This window comes from Paenibacillus sp. Marseille-Q9583, assembly GCF_976954365.1.
Genome location: NZ_CDRJTB010000100.1, coordinates 1 through 15568 on the forward strand (window position 1 = coordinate 1; position 15568 = coordinate 15568).

The 15568-nt window shown below is 45.4% G+C and carries 14 protein-coding genes; 4 read left to right on the forward strand and 10 right to left on the reverse strand.

All coding sequences use genetic code 11. From position 1 onward, the window contains the following. The 4 genes from ACWNM1_RS28405 to ACWNM1_RS28420 form a co-directional block, all read left to right on the forward strand. A partial coding sequence (locus ACWNM1_RS28405) for an FMN-binding protein (protein WP_449603606.1) occupies positions 1–891 on the forward strand: 891 nt, incomplete at its 5' end. A gap of 48 nt (positions 892–939) precedes the next feature. Beyond that, positions 940–2820 carry an FAD-dependent oxidoreductase gene (locus ACWNM1_RS28410; protein ID WP_042184509.1) on the forward strand — a complete coding sequence of 627 codons (1881 nt, stop codon included), beginning with the start codon at positions 940–942 and terminating at the stop codon, positions 2818–2820. Between the two features lie 244 nt (positions 2821–3064). Further along, positions 3065–3514 carry a hypothetical protein gene (locus ACWNM1_RS28415; protein ID WP_042184507.1) on the forward strand — a complete coding sequence of 150 codons (450 nt, stop codon included), beginning with the start codon at positions 3065–3067 and terminating at the stop codon, positions 3512–3514. Between the two features lie 17 nt (positions 3515–3531). Next, positions 3532–4512, forward strand: a complete 981-nt coding sequence (locus ACWNM1_RS28420) for a polyprenyl synthetase family protein (protein ID WP_341050519.1) — start codon at positions 3532–3534, stop codon at positions 4510–4512. A 708-nt stretch (positions 4513–5220) separates the two neighbouring features. On the opposite strand, the gene ACWNM1_RS28425 is transcribed toward ACWNM1_RS28420, so the two are convergent. The 10 genes from ACWNM1_RS28425 to ACWNM1_RS28470 all read right to left on the reverse strand — a co-directional run. After that, positions 5221–6105 (reverse strand): UbiA-like polyprenyltransferase, encoded by an 885-nt coding sequence (locus ACWNM1_RS28425; RefSeq protein ID WP_341146953.1) that lies wholly within the window; start codon positions 6103–6105, stop codon positions 5221–5223. A 39-nt stretch (positions 6106–6144) separates the two neighbouring features. Then, complete coding sequence (locus ACWNM1_RS28430) at positions 6145–7431, reverse strand: aspartate aminotransferase family protein (protein WP_449603607.1); 1287 nt, start codon at positions 7429–7431, stop codon at positions 6145–6147. Positions 7432–7528: 97 nt separating this feature from the next. Then, positions 7529–9454: a peptidase U32 family protein gene (locus ACWNM1_RS28435; RefSeq protein ID WP_449603608.1), complete on the reverse strand. Its 1926-nt coding sequence runs from the start codon at positions 9452–9454 to the stop codon at positions 7529–7531. 43 nt (positions 9455–9497) lie between these two features. Beyond that, positions 9498–10289: an energy-coupling factor transporter transmembrane component T family protein gene (locus ACWNM1_RS28440; RefSeq protein ID WP_042184497.1), complete on the reverse strand. Its 792-nt coding sequence runs from the start codon at positions 10287–10289 to the stop codon at positions 9498–9500. Continuing rightward, positions 10282–11187 carry an ATP-binding cassette domain-containing protein gene (locus ACWNM1_RS28445; RefSeq protein WP_042184495.1) on the reverse strand — a complete coding sequence of 302 codons (906 nt, stop codon included), beginning with the start codon at positions 11185–11187 and terminating at the stop codon, positions 10282–10284. Before ACWNM1_RS28445 ends, ACWNM1_RS28440 begins: the two co-directional genes overlap by 8 nt. Beyond that, positions 11178–12032 (reverse strand): ATP-binding cassette domain-containing protein, encoded by an 855-nt coding sequence (locus ACWNM1_RS28450; RefSeq protein ID WP_449603609.1) that lies wholly within the window; start codon positions 12030–12032, stop codon positions 11178–11180. The genes ACWNM1_RS28445 and ACWNM1_RS28450 overlap by 10 nt, the downstream gene beginning before the upstream one ends. Before the next feature lie 29 nt (positions 12033–12061). After that, a complete protein-coding gene (locus tag ACWNM1_RS28455) occupies positions 12062–12619 on the reverse strand; it encodes a Gx transporter family protein (RefSeq protein ID WP_042123757.1) in 558 nt (185 codons plus the stop codon). Then, positions 12603–12992 (reverse strand): NusG domain II-containing protein, encoded by a 390-nt coding sequence (locus ACWNM1_RS28460; RefSeq protein WP_042184493.1) that lies wholly within the window; start codon positions 12990–12992, stop codon positions 12603–12605. The genes ACWNM1_RS28455 and ACWNM1_RS28460 overlap by 17 nt, the downstream gene beginning before the upstream one ends. A 730-nt stretch (positions 12993–13722) precedes the next feature. Continuing rightward, on the reverse strand, positions 13723–14658 hold the full coding sequence (locus ACWNM1_RS28465) for an alpha/beta hydrolase (protein ID WP_449603610.1): 936 nt from the start codon (positions 14656–14658) through the stop codon (positions 13723–13725). A gap of 172 nt (positions 14659–14830) precedes the next feature. Continuing rightward, on the reverse strand, positions 14831–15568 hold a 738-nt coding region (locus tag ACWNM1_RS28470; protein ID WP_449603611.1), incomplete at its 5' end, for an LPXTG cell wall anchor domain-containing protein.

Sequence of the window (15568 nt, forward strand, 5' to 3'; positions counted from 1 at the left end):
ATGAAAAAAACAACAGTAATCTTGTCGACTGCCCTTATCCTAGGTAGTTTGCTTGCAGGTTGTGGTAACAACACAGACAACACACCGGCGGCTACTAATGCTCCAACTGAAACCAATGCAGCAGCTAATTCCGGCAACACAGGAACTGAAACAGCGAAGTACAAAGATGGAACTTACTACGCTGCTGTTGAAGCCGATGCTAAAACTGGCTGGCAAACTTATGCACTCTTGACTGTAGAAGGTGGAAAAATCACTAAAGCTGATTGGAATGCTTTTAACGTTAATAGTGCAGGCGACCTGAAGAAAAAAGTATCCGAAGATGGTAAATATGGCATGAAAGCTGGCGGTGCTTCTTCTGAATGGCACGAGCAAGCAGCTAAAGCTGAAGCATTTCTGATTGAGAAACAAGATCCAGCAGCTATAACTTTAGACGCTGAGGGGAAAACTGACGCTATCTCCGGAGTATCTGTACATGTTACTGACTTTGTAAAAGCTGCTGAAGCTGCTCTGGCCGCTGGCCCTGTTGAAGCTGGTCAATACAAAGACGGAGGCTACCATGCTGAAGGCGAAATGGATAAAGACTCCGGTTGGAAATCCACTGTTGACTTGACTGTTGCTAACGGTAATATCGTCGCTGTTAAATTCAGCGGTGTAAATGCTGCTGGCGACGACAAAAAACAATTCTCCGTTGACGGTAAATACGGTATGAAAGCTGGCGGTGCTCAAGCTGAATGGCATGAAGAGATCGCTAAAGTTGAGCAATACTACCTTGAAAAAGGCGCTGCTCCAGAACTTACAGCTGAAGGTAAAACAGATGCAATTTCCGGCGTGAGTATTCATGTTGGTGAATATTTTACACTTGCTGAAAAAGCACTCGAAGGCGCGAAATAATTTCGCATAACCTTCTGCAGTTAATCAGACGAATGAGGTGAATTTCTTTTGAAAAAAATAGTCATTTTGGGCGGCGGCTACGGCGGCGTACTCACGGCTAAGAAACTGGCAAAGAAATTTAAGAAAAACAAAGATGTTGAAATCACACTGATCGACCGGAATCCATATCACACTCTATTGACTGAGCTGCATGAGGTTGCCGCGAACCGTGCTCCAGAGGATTCAATCAAGATCGATCTTAAGAAAATCTTTGCTGGCCTTAAAGTGAATGTTGTTCTTGACGAAATCAGCAATATTGATTTCAAGGGTAAGAAACTCAAATCCAATAAAACTACCTATGCGTACGATTACCTTGTAATCGGTACAGGTAGCAAACCAACCTTCTTCGGCATTCCAGGTGCAGAAGAGAATACCTTCTCCTTCTGGTCTTACGATGATGCGGTAGCATTGAAACGTCAAATCCGCGACATGTATACCAAAGCCGCTATGGAGAAAAATCCAACTGTACGCCGTGCAATGTTAACTTTTGTTATCATCGGTGCCGGCTTTACAGGTGTCGAGCTTGTTGGGGAAATGGCTGAGCAACGCGAGGAATTGTGCAAGGAGTTCTATATTGACCCATCCGAAGTAAGATTGATTGTGGCTGATATGGCTCCGAAGATTCTGCCTATCCTTCCAGATAAGCTGATTCAAAAAGCCGAAGCTCACCTTCGCAAGCTGAACGTGGAAATTGTTACAGGCGCCAAGATCACTGAAGTAGGCGAAGGTAGTGTTGCCCTTGGTGAGAAAAATGTTGTCGCTTCACAAACCATTGTTTGGACTGCAGGTGTTGAAGGTTCTGAAATCGTGGGTGGACTTGAAGTACAACAACAAGGACGCAAACGTATTGTTACGAATGAGAACCTTGAAAGTGTAGATCATAAGAACGTATATGTAGTAGGGGACAACATTTTCTTCATTCCTGAAGGTGAAACTCGTCCTGTACCACAAATGGTTGAGAATGCTGAACAAGCAGCTCCGATCGTTGCTGGTAACATTGCAGCTGACATTCAGAACACTGCTAAAAAAGCATACAAACCAGGTTTCCACGGTACCATGGTATCCATCGGTAGCCGCTACGGTGTAGCAAACGTTGGTTTGCCAGGCAAGTTCTTTATGCTTACTGGTTTTATGGCAATGTTATCCAAACACTTTATCAATATGTTCTACCTGTCTCAGGTTGTAGGCTTCAATAAGGTTTGGACTTACATGATGCATGAGTTCTTCCATGTTGAGAACCGTAAGAGCTTCTTGGGCGGACACTTCTCCAAGCGTTCACCTAACTTCTGGCTCGTTCCGCTTCGCATGCTGCTTGGTGGAATGTGGTTATATGAAGGTATAGATAAGCTACGGAAAATTTGGGTAGATCCTAACAAGATATTCCTAATTCCAGCCGCTCCTTTTGCAACGGATGCTTCATCAGCAGCCAGCGTAGCGGTGGATGCAGTTAAAACAACAGTAGATGCACAATCTGCAGCTTCAGCAGTATCCACTGCAAAAGAAGCGGTTGAAGCATTGCCAGTTCCTGGCTTCGTATATAATATTACAAACTGGTTCATGGATTTGATGTTCTACAACAACGACGGAAGTTATACTTTCCTCGCAAAATGGTTCCAAATTGGTATGGTATGTGCAGAAATCGTGTTCGGTATTATGCTCATCGTTGGTCTGTTCACAGCTATTGCTTCTATAGCGACGATAGCCATGTCCGTCATGATCTGGTCGACCAAAATGGCTTCTACAGAAATGTTATGGTATGTTGGTGCGGGTATCGCCTGCATCGGTGGATCGGGCAGCACATTTGGCCTAGATTACTATGTACTTCCTTGGCTTAAGAAACATTGGAAGAGAGTTCCGATCGTCAGACGATGGTATCTATACACCGACTGATTATAAAGCCCTGAATTCGTGTAATTTATTTTAGAACAAATATGTAGATTGCATGTCGGTAAGTTAAATATGGATGTACTTCAGAGTAATGTGTCCCTAGGACACATTACTCTCCTTATTTACAAGAAGAAAATAATCTTCCTAATATCAGGAAATGGTCAATTTATTCTTTAATGAATGGTTTTGTAGGGATGATCAGGGGTATGGTTTCTTCCGGCAAAACCGACAAGAAGGAGAGAATCTTGTGAACAAACAACTCATAGAAGATACCCTCCGGTTGTTGCATACTGAAATGTCACCTATTGCCGGAATTGAGCTTAATCCCTCTCCGGCTGCATGTGAGCAGCTAATCTCGGTACTAGAACGCCATGATCTGGAATACAACCGCAAAGTCAATTTGCTGGGTATCTACACTATTCTCACTTTGGCAGCTGAGCGCCATATGGAATGTATCCCACATCATCCCGACCTTACACGCAACATTTTGGATGGAGATTATTTGTACAGCTTTTACCTTCAGTTTGCGGTGAAATGCCGTGAGCTCGACCTAGTTGCTTATCTAGCTCCTTCGATCAAAAAAATGCAAATTAGACGGTCAAATGGAGACTTCGCGGAACATGATCCAGCGGCTGGAATCGAACAGTTCTTGATTCAAGAGTGCAGACAGCGCAGTCGCACAAGCAAAGCCATTTGACAGGTGGGATCTATAAGATGAAGCTGCATGAGGCCTTAAACATAGACATAGATGAAATTAATCGTGAAATCGTAAATCTTGTGGCACGAGATAAGGATGTTCCTAAGAAATCACAACTCGGGCAGAGTGTTCTTGAGCTTATAAATTCTGGAGGTAAACGCCTCCGTCCTCTTATGGTCATTGTTGGCAGTCGTTTTGGCCGAAAGGATACGGGTCGAAGAGCGCTTCAATTAGCTGCTGCCGCTGAATTTATTCATGTTGCCTCATTAATTCATGATGATATCATCGACGATTCTGAGTTACGGCGGGGCAAACCCGCCCTACATACTAAGACGGGCACACTATCAGCAGTGCATATTGGCAATTATATGTCCGCTCGGGTTATCGAACTGTTAAGCAAATATACCGGAGACAAAAACAAATATGTTCATGACTTATCTTCTGTAGCTACTGCTCAGCTCTGTCTAGGTGAGTATCAGCAAATGGAACATGCTTTTGATTATGAGATTACAATGGAGCAGTATCTGGAGAAGTCCTTAAACAAAACAGCTCTTCTTATGGCCACCTGCTTACGTGTGGGTGCATTATCCACCGAAAGCTCAGAGGAAGTGGCCAACCTCCTATATACCTTTGGCGAAGCCTTAGGCATGTCTTTTCAAATACAAGATGACCTGCTGGATTTCACCCAGTCTGAGGCTGTGCTGGGTAAACCTGCTGGCAGCGATCTGCGTCATGGTCAGGTTACCCTGCCAGTGCTTTATGCATTGCAGGATCCAAAGCTTTCGCCTGTGATTCGTGCAATCGGCCCTGATTCTTCCGATGCTGAGGTGGCACATGTGCTCGCCCTTATTAAGAGAAGCGATGCCTTAGCTCGCGCAGAACAGTTCAGCCAGAACTACCTGGATAAGGCTGGAGCGATTGTGCAGCAACTCTCCTCCTATCCGGCGCATACCGATCTGGATACACTGCTGCAATATTTTGCCGACCGTGATCGCTAAGGACAATCAAAAACGGATACCTTCCATTCACTTGGGTGGTTATCCGTTTTTTTTGTGTACTTTAGCTAAACAAGCCGAACGTAGCGCAGCGCCCGTGAGCATGTTTAGCCTTTTCGCTTCCAAGCTCTACTATACCGAACATATAGGGAAATCCTCCCTATAATTAACTTATAATCGTTTGAAATCCACGATTATAAGGAATTCCTCCCTCTAAAAACCTGAATTTGCATGGCTTATAGACTAATCAGCCAAATTAGAGGGAGACTTTCCCTATAACATAAATTGAACACAATAATGCTCAGACTTATAGGGAGGTTTTCCCTATAAGTCTGCCTTAGATAAGTTCAGCCCTCTTACACTGCTCTGCCCCCCCTCGCAGATCCTCGTAAAAAACAAAAAAAAAGGAAAGCCGCGTAACCAGCTTTCCAATCCCTTTGCCTACCCTCTTTTGGGTGGGCTGTTGTCTTTTGTTGTTAGCTTGGAGGCAATGCGCCAATGGTTAGGACTTCACTGCGTGGAATTTTGGAACTGCAGAAGCGTAGCGCTCGCCCGAAAGCTTTCCGTAGGAAAGCTCACTTCGAAAGCATACGCTATTCTCGGGTTTCTACCGCAGACAGCCGGTTAAAATCAAAGAAATCCGAGAATAACAGCGACCCTACAGTCCAACATTCCACGCAGTGCAGCTTCTTACCACCGCCTTATCACTCCCTAGCTAACATAAAAAAAATCAATCAGCGTACACAATAAAATCACTATGCTGATCACCTGATTCAGATTATAAGAAGCTACCTTCATCAGCTTACGATTCGATGGTTTTATAATCTTATGCTCGGTCATCAGGAGCAGCGTCGCAATTCCAATTCCTACCAGATATATCCAGCCGAGATCACGCCATAAATATAGGAACAATAGCAGCATAATCATGATAAAATGTAGTCCTTTTGCAATGCGTAGCGCGTTCTCTAGTCCGAAAAAGCTAGGAATAGACCATAGACCATGCCGCCGGTCAAAGTCGATATCCTGAGTGCCGTAAATAATATCAAATCCGGCAATCCACAGCATAACAACAGTACCGATAACAAACGGTGTAAATGCGATATTTCCGGTTACAGCGAACCATGCGCCAATTGGTGCAGAAGCAATAACAAATCCTAAATATAAATGGCTGAGAAAGGTAAACCGCTTCGTGTAGGAATAGGTTGATATCAATACGATAGCCACCGGTGACAAGATCAAGCAGAGCAAATTAAGCATGCCTGAAGCCACAATAAAAATGGCGTAGTTAACAATAACAAAGACAACAACTTCTTTTTCCGCCAGTAAGCGTTGAGGCAGATGTCGATGTGCCGTACGAGGATTCTGTTCATCGAACGTACGGTCCGCCAGCCGATTGAATGCATTGGCGCCATTACGGGCGCCTATCAATGCAATCAATCCCCAGATCATCACATGTCCCGATGGCCAGCCCCCTGCGGCCCATACCATCGATATAATAGCAAATGGTAGCGAAAAAAGCGTATGAGAGAACATTACCAATTCGCTGAACATTTTAAGTTTTAGACCTGCAGTTTTACATATGTTTAGAATCGCCATTCGTGCATTCCTCTTTCTTCACTACTGTGTTTATGTCCATTAATGATTATGGTCTGCAAGAACTTCGTTCAGGACGTCAAGCATCCCGTCGATATCTTCTTCCGTAATAATCATCGGTGGCTGGAAGGCTAGTACATTGCGCCCTATGCCATTTTTACCGATTAGATAACCTCGGTCCTTCATCGCCTCCAGCACTTGATCTGTATGTGCCGCTGCACCCTCAGCATCTACACCCGTTAGCTCCGCACCCAGCATTAGTCCAGTTCCCCGCACATCAACCATCAACGAAGGATAACGAGCTTGCAAAGCCTTCAGACCTGCCTTCAATTGTTCTCCGAGCTGTACCGAGCGTTCAGGAAGCCGTTCATCTCGAATATAATCAAGCACAGCCAGCGCTGTTGCAGCAGATACCGGATTCCCCCCAAATGTGGAAGCTGAAGGACGGTTTAGAGCAAGGGCAATCTCATCGGTTGTAGCGAAGGCTGCAACTGGAATTCCGTTACCGAGTGCTTTGGCCATACTTATAATATCGGGTACAACGTCAAAATGCTCCATAGCAAACATTTTACCAGTACGTCCAAATCCAGTTTGGATTTCATCAGCGATTAGGAGTACACCGTATCTCTCTAACAATGCTTTTACATCACGGAAGTAGGTTCGGGTTGGCATAATCATTCCGCCGTTGCCTTGGATTGGCTCTACGATCATGGCAGCGATAGTATTCCCCTTCTCTTCAAGCACCCGCTCTAGCGATTCCAGGGATAACGATGCCGCTTCCTCCAGCGATAAATCCGGATGATATGGGCGAGGAATAAACTCAACGTCATGATCCAAGTATTTATCGGTACGCCACATAGGCAGGCCTGTCACACTCATAGTTAGATTGGTACGGCCATGCAGGCCACTCTCCAGCGCTATAAACCCTTTACGTCCCGTATACATCCGAGCGAGCAGCAGAGCTCCCTCATTAGCTTCAGAACCACTGTTAACAAAGAAGGTCCGTCGTAGCCCACCCGGCATAACCTCTTCCAAACGCTCTGCCAAATCTACACTCGGTTGAGTTAGATAGATGGTTGTCGTATGCTGCAGCTGCTGCAGTTGTTCAATCGTGCGTACTGTTATAGCCGGATTACAGTGACCACATGCGACTACGGATACGCCAGCGAAGAAATCCGTATAGGACTTTCCTTTTTCATCATAAACAAACTGCATTGAACCACGAACAAGCTGAGGTGCATCACGGTAAAAGTGCTGTGTACAAGGATAGAAATATTGCTTACGTTTGGCTGCTACTGCTTCTCTTCCGATGAAGTCTTGTTGTTCCATGAAGGGTTCTCTCCTTTTTGTGAAAATAGTAACTTATTCATAGAGTCCTGTGCACCGCCCTATCACTAGGCGATATTTAGTTCCCATTAAAATACAATTAGTTGAACTGTAGCGAGCCTAAAGTATAACCAGCATAGACCGGCTTAAGGCCGCCCAGCATGTCATCCCCGCTATCAGATCCGTTGATTGCCTGTTGATAAGAAACAATAATTTCACGTAGCTGTTCGACGCTATAGGTTGCTCCTTCAATACGGAAGCTTGATATCCCTAGTCCACTCATCTCACTCAACAAAGGTAAATAGCAAAGCTCTTTTGCGAATAATAGATGGCAACGGCCGTGCTGATCACGATATACCGGATTCTCGCCTTGGTCTGTCTTTAGTACCAATACATTATTGTGTACATATTGATTATCCTCTTCAGCAATAGGCTCCATTAACTCCGTATTCTCATAAAGATCATGTTCCATATACATTAGTGCAGGTGTACCATGAACAACAACTTCCAAAGGCGTTTTGCAACGAGAGGCAAAGGTAGCAAAATGCTCTAGCGTCATTTCTGGTGATACCGAAAGCTGAGTTAAACCTAAGTTAGCATATAATTGCGCTGAAAGATGATTGTATACATTTAAGTTACTGTCCCCAATTAGCGGATAACCTGTATTGTTATAACGACGAATAGCTCCTAAATTTGTAACGATAATACCGTCAATCGGCAAGCGTTCTCCGCCAAGCAATTGATCATATTGGTCAAAATGCAGCTCGGTCATCATACGTGGTAAACCCAAGTAGATTTCGCTATCGCCCTTTAGCTCACCCAGTTCCTTGATGTCACGCTTTGTAAAAGGTTTATCTGGTTCAAATACATCCCCTGGCAAGTACAGGCTATCTACACCAAGCTCTAAGACCATCCGTGCCTGTTCCATATTATTCACACGTACAGCTAACTTAGCTTTCGTCTTCTCCGGTTGCTCGACCTCAGCCAATCTTTCCCGCAACTGCTCAACTCGTTTCTCAGACAGCTCACGCTCTGCAGTTGGTGTACTGAATACTTTTCCAGTGCTATAAAATTTACCAGTTCCTTCATAACGGCGGTTAATGTTAGTCAGTCCTGGTTTGCCGAAGGCATACGCCGTCGAAAAGTCACGTTTACGGTTATTATAAAGCTCTTTTGTATCTACCGTACGATCAAAGCCAATCGGATCATCGATATACCGGTCAATGGCTTCGCCGTAGCTATTCGCCAGCATCACCATAAACTCCTTATCCCGCATGCGGCCCTCTATTTTGAAGGAGGTAATCCCTGATTCGATCAATTCCGGAAGATGTTCATACATGAACATATCTTTTACAGCTAGGGGGTATTCGGCCGGATATACATACCCGTCTTTTTTAACCCGATAATCCCAGCGGCAAGGCTTCATACATTTCCCACGGTTACTGCTCATACCGAATACATGGGAGCTGAAATAACAATTCGCACCGTGAACGGAGCACATATCCCCGTGAATAAAATACTCCAGTTCCATCCCACTCCGCTGACCTAGCAGCTTAGCTGTCTGCAGATCCATTTCCCGCGAAGCAACCACACGACTTACACCCAGATCACGCAATGCGTAGATCATTTCCAGATTGTGAACATTCATCATGACCGAAGAGTGAATAGGAAGATTAAGCTCCATCTCGCGAATTAGCTCCAGCACTGCCATATCCTGAACAATCAAGGCATCGGGACGAGCACCATCAAGGAAACGAAGGTATTCTTTAGCCTCTTCCACATCTTCTTCACTAAATAGGTTATTCACTGTGATATACACTTTTTTGTCTAGACGGTGAGCAATATCTAGTGCCTCTACGATCTCCTCATGAGACAGATTATATCCTTTACGCATCATTCTCATATTCAATACAGGTCCACCAAAATAAACTGCATCACATCGTGCCTGGATCACTTCCTTGAAAATCTCAAACGTTCCTGCGGGTGCTAATAATTCAATCTCTCTACCATTAAAATAACGTGCCATTCAAGTTCCCTCCCAAGTTGATACTCTCCATACAAGTTGTACTTTACACCAAAGCTACTGCAATCCCCATTACAATAAACATAGTAATAAAAATAGTATCGAATATGCCCCACCTTAGGCGGTGATACTGGCTACGCGGAGCATCCATACGAAAGCCACGAGCTTCCATGGAATATACCAGATCCTGCGCACGCCTAAACGCACTAGCGATAATCGGAACCAGCAAGGACACTAACATTCGTCCCTTTTCCTTTAAAGGTAGCTCCTTCAGATCAGCACCCCGTGAGGCCTGCGCTTTCATGATAATCTGCGACTCGTCTAGAATCGTAGGAATGAAACGAAGGGAAATGCTGATCATCAGTGTGATACGGTCGGGCTTCAAGCCAAACTTTTTGAAAGGAGCCAAAATCCCCTCCAGCCCTTGATTCAGCTTACCCGGCGTTGTGGTGAATGTAAGTAGCGCCGTGAAAGTGATCAGAAAGAACATGCGGATGACCGAAAATGCGCCTAATCTTAGCCCTCCCTCATAAATAGACCACGAACCAAGCGTCAGCACCGCCTCACCCGTCTTCACAGACAGCAGCTGTACGATAAAGATAAATAGCATTAAATACCGTAAAGGCTTAGCTGCTTTCAGGAAGTATTTAAGCGGAATCCGCGTGGAAGCCATAACCGCTATTGAGAAAATAGCCAGCAGCGCCATAGCCATCCACGAACGAGAGAGCAGGATAACAGCTACGTATAATAGCATTCCGGTGATTTTGGCACGAGCATCTAGCTTATGCACCCATGAACCGGTCTCAATACTGCGCCCTATGATTAGCTTCTCATTCATGGCCATCCCTCTTTCCTTCGTGCTGCTCGCTAGAGTTGCCTGATCCAGATGGCAGCGAAGCGATTAGCTCTGCTAAGCTCTCTGCCGTTAAGCGAGGAGCTTCATCCGTAAGACCAAAGCGATCAGCTACTGCACGCCAGTAACGAAGGGACTGCGGAACCGTCAAGCCACACTGTTCCAGAATCGAAGGGTCATCTGCCAGTGCTTTTACGCTGCCTTGAAATGCCGTACTGCCCTCTTTAAGGACAAGCCAGTTGTCCGCGTAAGGCAATAACTCATCCATCCGATGCGTGACGACGATGATCGTTCTCCCCTGCTCACGGCATAAACGCTCCAGCAAGTGGATTAGTTCTGCACGGCTGATGGGATCAAGCGTAGCCGTCGGTTCATCCAGAACGATGACTTCAGGGTCCATAGCTAGTACGGAGGCGATAGCTGCCTTACGCATTTGCCCACCGCTCAATTTAAAAGGATTCCGCTCTAGCAGCGCCAGATCCAGCCCCATATCCAACATGGCCTGTCTTGCGCGTGCCTTTGCCTCTTCTAGGCTCATGCCGAAGTTAAGAGGACCGAAGATAAGATCCTTTTCGACCGTATCTTCAAACATTTGCTGCTCTGGAAATTGAAATACCAATCCGACTCTACGGCGCAGCGGCATCAGCTTAGGTGATTTCTCCCCCGCCTGAATGGTTACATCGAGTACTTTTACCGTACCCTCCGTTGGTTTCAGTATCCCGTTAAACAACTGCAGCAGTGTCGATTTACCAGAGCCTGTCGCCCCAGCAATACCAACCATAGAGCCTGTTGGAACACTGAGGTTAATGTCGCGGAGCGCTGTCAGCTTCCATAGGCTTCGGTCAGCATAGGAATAACTTACTTGCTGTAATTCTATGGCCATAACGTGTCTATAAGCTCCTTTTCACTGGTGGGAACATCCACATGGATGCCCTGAGTCTGCAGCTCGCGTGCAAGACGCCAAGGATACGGCTCACACAGATGGCATTTTTCCAGAAGCTCCTCGTTCCGGAACAACTCCGCCGGTGTAACATCAGCAGCTAAACCACCTCCATGCAACGCAAGCACCCGATCCGATGCCAAAATCTCATCTGCATCATGCGTAATCATAAGGATCGTATACTTTCCTTCCGCTCGCATATCCTGCAAAATACCAAGAAGATCATTTCTGCTTCCTTCATCCAACATAGAAGAGGCCTCGTCAAAAATGACGATGCCTGGTTCCATAGCAAGAATGGAGGCGATAGCGACACGTTGCTTTTGGCCTCCAGACAGCTCACCTGGGTGTTTGGACAGCAGATGATTTATTCCCAGCCTCGTCGTATAAGAGTGTAATCGTTCAGCCATCTCTTCGTACGACAAACAAAGCCCTTCCAGGCCGAATAAGATATCTTCCTCTACAGTGGCTCCAATAAACTGATTATCTGGATTTTGGAACACCATACCGATGCATTGCCGAATGCTTCCGATCGTTTCCTCACTCAGTTGCATACCACTAACCACAATCTCGCCAGCATTCTTAGGCAGCAAAGCATTTAGTAACTTAACTAGCGTAGACTTTCCGCAGCCATTAGGACCAACCAAGCTAACCCATTGTCCCTGAGAAATAGATAACGTTATATTTTGAAGAATCGGATGCTCAGGATCATAACCAAACGATACCCCATCCAGAGAGATGATAGCTTGTCCTTCTCCATCTAATTCTTGACCTTCATATGACTCATTCATGTTAGTCATCCTTCCGCTGATGTGACTAATCAGTCCAAAAACTCTTCAAACAACGATATTTTTGACAATGAAGCCACCAAATAACGGACTGCATAGCCCACGGCAATTCCTGTTACTACTCCAGTGATTAGCAGCATGGGAAGATAATAAAAAATACTAAGGGATGAGAATACCATAGAAGCTGCCAGCAGCTGACCGATATTATGTGCAATCCCACCAGCTATACTAATGCCGATCAAGCTTATACTCTTGCCTTTGCCACTAATCAGCATTAACACGAACATTACAACAAAGCTAAACAGCGAACCGAATAAACTGAATAGTAAGCTTGAAAAAGTACCTAGCAAAAATGCAGTAAGCAACGTTTTGAGGATGACAAGCAGGAATGCGTCCCGTCCACGTAAAAAGTAAATACAAGTCAAAATCATAATGTTAGCTAATCCTAGTTTAGCACCCGGCACCAGTCCCATTCCTGACAACGGAATCTGCGCCTCTATTAAACTAAGCACTACTGCCACTGCGGCGAAAATCGCAATAATTACCGTTCTTTTCAAAGCTGTTGCAGATTCACTACTGGACATAGGCATCGATATCATCCTCCCCCGACGCACTTGTGATTTCCACTAATACTCTATGCGGTAGACAGACAATCGTCTGTTTGGGCAGGGTAATAAAACCAAAACCTAGGCATACTTGATCCGGGCAGTCGGCATCGTACATTTCAATCCCGTAATCATGCACCTTCAAGAGGTTATAGCCACGTTCGGTACGGACCTCAATGGTTTGTTCTTCTTTTGTAAGCTTTACCGTTTTAAATAACTCGCCGTCCACCGTTACATTGGCTACGAGATTTTTACCGGCCCCACCTTTATCATCATTGTCCGAAAACCATCTCGGTGCGAGAAAAGCGAGCGCAGCAATTAACACGATGGAAATCAACCACACATCTGCGCGTTTCATGAAAATCTCCCTTATTTTTTAATTAAAATCCAGACTTATTAATTATAACGGTCTACCCTCAATCCTTCAATCAATGTTGGGGTTTAATGTAAGTTTTAGAGACCAGTTCACAAAATAGGCACGCAAAATAACCCCTACAGCCCCATTTACTCTGGCTTTCTAGCTTTTCCGAATTAATCCGCAAATAATCCGGCACACATTATATTCGAATCAAACGCTATATCCCGTTCTACTTGTTCCCCTTCTAAATCATACAACCCTTATCTTGGAATTCATTATTATATTTGCCTTTTGAAAAATACTGTGTTATATTTATATCGTATTTGTTTTTCGATATATTGAATATCCCCATCAAGAAGATGTCAGGCCGACTATTTTACACTTCGGCAATTTGGACACAGAGGCTTCATGTTTTCTTGCAGAAACTTTCCTTTTTATGAGACTAAATTCGAAATATAGCATTCCGATTCACACTGGCGCGGTCAATGGAGCCGCAAGGGCAAAAGAGAGGTAGGGCTTTTGTCGTATTGGAAGGATTATTCTCGCCACACGGCTGCTGGAAATAACAAGGAATTAAGACACCCGTTACTCACGAACGGCGGGGGATGAATATAACGAAAAAGCATGGCTGTACGAACCTTACATAAGGACACATGCCATGTGTGGAAAAATATAGGCGCCCGATAACCGCTACCTAGCGGATATCGGGCGCTGTCTACGTTCAGGGCATCTAATTTACATACTGATTCACAAAAGCTGTTACTACGTTTATATACCCCGTCTTATCCATATCATAAGCTAACCCATGCCCTGCTTGCGGCACAACGAACTTCTCTTTGGGACTCTGACATGCCTCATACAATTCATTCATCATACTATATGGTACAAAATTATCGGCATCCCCATGAATAAAAAGAATCGGCACCTTCGCCTTCCTCACCTGTCTCAAGGCAGACGCTTCACTAAAACCATACCCTGCTTTCAAACGAGTAATTAGACTCGCACTTTGAATAAAAGGGAAACTTGGCAAGCGATACATACGCCGTAGTTGGTAGGCTAATTGTGCTTTAACTGAGCTGTAAGCGCAGTCCGAGACAATAGCTTTGACCTGCGGCGGGAGATTTTCACCTGAGGTCATTAGCACTGTAGCACCACCCATAGAGACCCCATGAAGCACAACTTGAGCACTGGGCCCAATCTTTTCTATTATATATTCAATCCACTGTAAATAATCCTTGCGCTCATGCCATCCAAAACCAATATAATTTCCAGCGCTTTCCCCATGTCCCCTGGCATCGGGAATCAGGATATTAAAGCCCAGTCTCTCGTAATAGATTTTGGCATACACCCCCATATCCTTCCCTTTTCCAGAATAACCGTGAGCTAGAATCGCTGTACGACCTTCAGCACAATCCGAAAGGAGCAAGTAGCCTCTTAGTTGTAGCCCGTCCTCAGATGTAATCTCCACATTCTCAAAGCTCTGACTGGAGATCCAATCCTTCCCCTCACCCCAAGAAGCCCCGGCAACCGGGGGATCAACCTTCAAATCACGATTATTACTCAGGAATTCCTTTGGTGCTCGTTTAATAGCAATTCCATAAAAGAAAAAGCCCGCATAGATCAGAGCTCCTATGACAATGACAGCGCTAATGAAGAACCATACCAATTCATCTTCCCCGTCCTTTCCTCATATCCGTTGTAAATCAGTATAACATCTACTTAGAATGCGCCAAAATATAACAATCATAACAAAAGAAAACCGCCCTCGGAATATGTCCCGAAAGCGGCTTTATTATTCTTCACGGCATAACTTGTGTTCAAGCTACAATCACCGTTTATTATTTCTTGCTTGAGAATCTATTTCTCATTAGCAATCCAATAAGTGCAAAACCTAGACCAGTTACATAATAAGGGACTGAACTTGATTCTCCCGTTTTTGGAAGTTCATCCACAGGTGGGTTACCTAGCGGGATTGTATCATCCACTACAGCAATATCCTCTGGTGACGGCGTTGGTGCTACCGTCAATACTGGTCCTAAAGGAATCTCCTCATCCTCAACAAGTACCTCTGTGTTGCTCGACGGTGTTGGTGTTGGTACTGGTGCTGGAGTCGACGAAGCTACAGGGCCCAGCGGCACAGGATCATCATTAACAATGATAGTGCCAATTACAAATGATGGTGTTGGTGTCGGGAACACCGGAAGCTCCGGCGTTGGCGTCGGTGTTGGCGTCACTTCCGACGACGATGTCGGTGTTGGTGTTACTTCCGACGACGGTGTCGGTGTTGGTGTTACTTCCGACGACGATGTCGGTGTTGGTGTTACTTCCGACGACGGCGTCGGTGTTGGCGTCACGATCGGCGTTGGTGTTGGTGTCACGACCGGCGTTGGTGTTGGCGTCACGGTCGGCGTTGGTGTTGGTGTCACGATCGGCGTTGGTGTTGGTGTCACGACCGGCGTTGGTGTTGGTGTCACGACCGGCGTTGGTGTTGGTGTCACGACCGGCGTTGGTGTTGGTGTCACGACCGGCGTTGGTGTTGGCGTCACGGTCGGCGTTGGTGTTGGCGTCACGGTCGG